The organism is Bartonella sp. AD328YNZD (assembly GCF_042196425.1).
Window position 1 is genome coordinate 1 of record NZ_JBHIQG010000898.1, and the last position, 512, is coordinate 512.

1 pseudogene is annotated in these 512 nt (G+C 37.1%); it reads right to left on the reverse strand.

Annotated features, from left to right (window positions below):
• Positions 1–77: 77 nt before the first annotated feature.
• Positions 78–512, reverse strand: a pseudogene (locus ACFIO3_RS15650) (isocitrate/isopropylmalate dehydrogenase family protein); the annotation flags it as partial.

Genomic DNA, 512 nt, shown 5'->3' on the forward strand with positions numbered 1-512 from the left:
CTGAAGAAAAAGATCAAAATACTTCTTATAATAGAATGTTCAATAATTTAGGCAATATTTTACATCCCCATAGAGGTTCATTTTTTCTTCTCCATTTTCAAATATCTTTTTAAAACCAACCAAGCGGCATATTCTTGTAAGACGACACCTAAAAGTGGTCGCGTATAGGGAAAAATTATACGATCATCACCATAACCTTTCATCCGTATAGTTATGGTAGCATGTCCAAGGCTTTCTGCTTGATTTTCTAATGTCTCCAAAGAAGGCTCTAGGCTCACTTCAACCTCAAGCAGTGGAATATCTTGTTTACCTTTTTCTATGGGCTGAAAATATTTTAAAAGCAGCGGATCATTGGCAGACCAATGAACCTCTGCATGCATCGCTAATTGTTTAGAAGCAGTAGTAACTTCTGCACCAACCAAATATGGACGAAAATGATTTTCAAATTCTTCCACGAAATGTTGTTCCAAGGGTGCTTCTGATTGAGCAACCAGTTGCACCAAAACATAGGG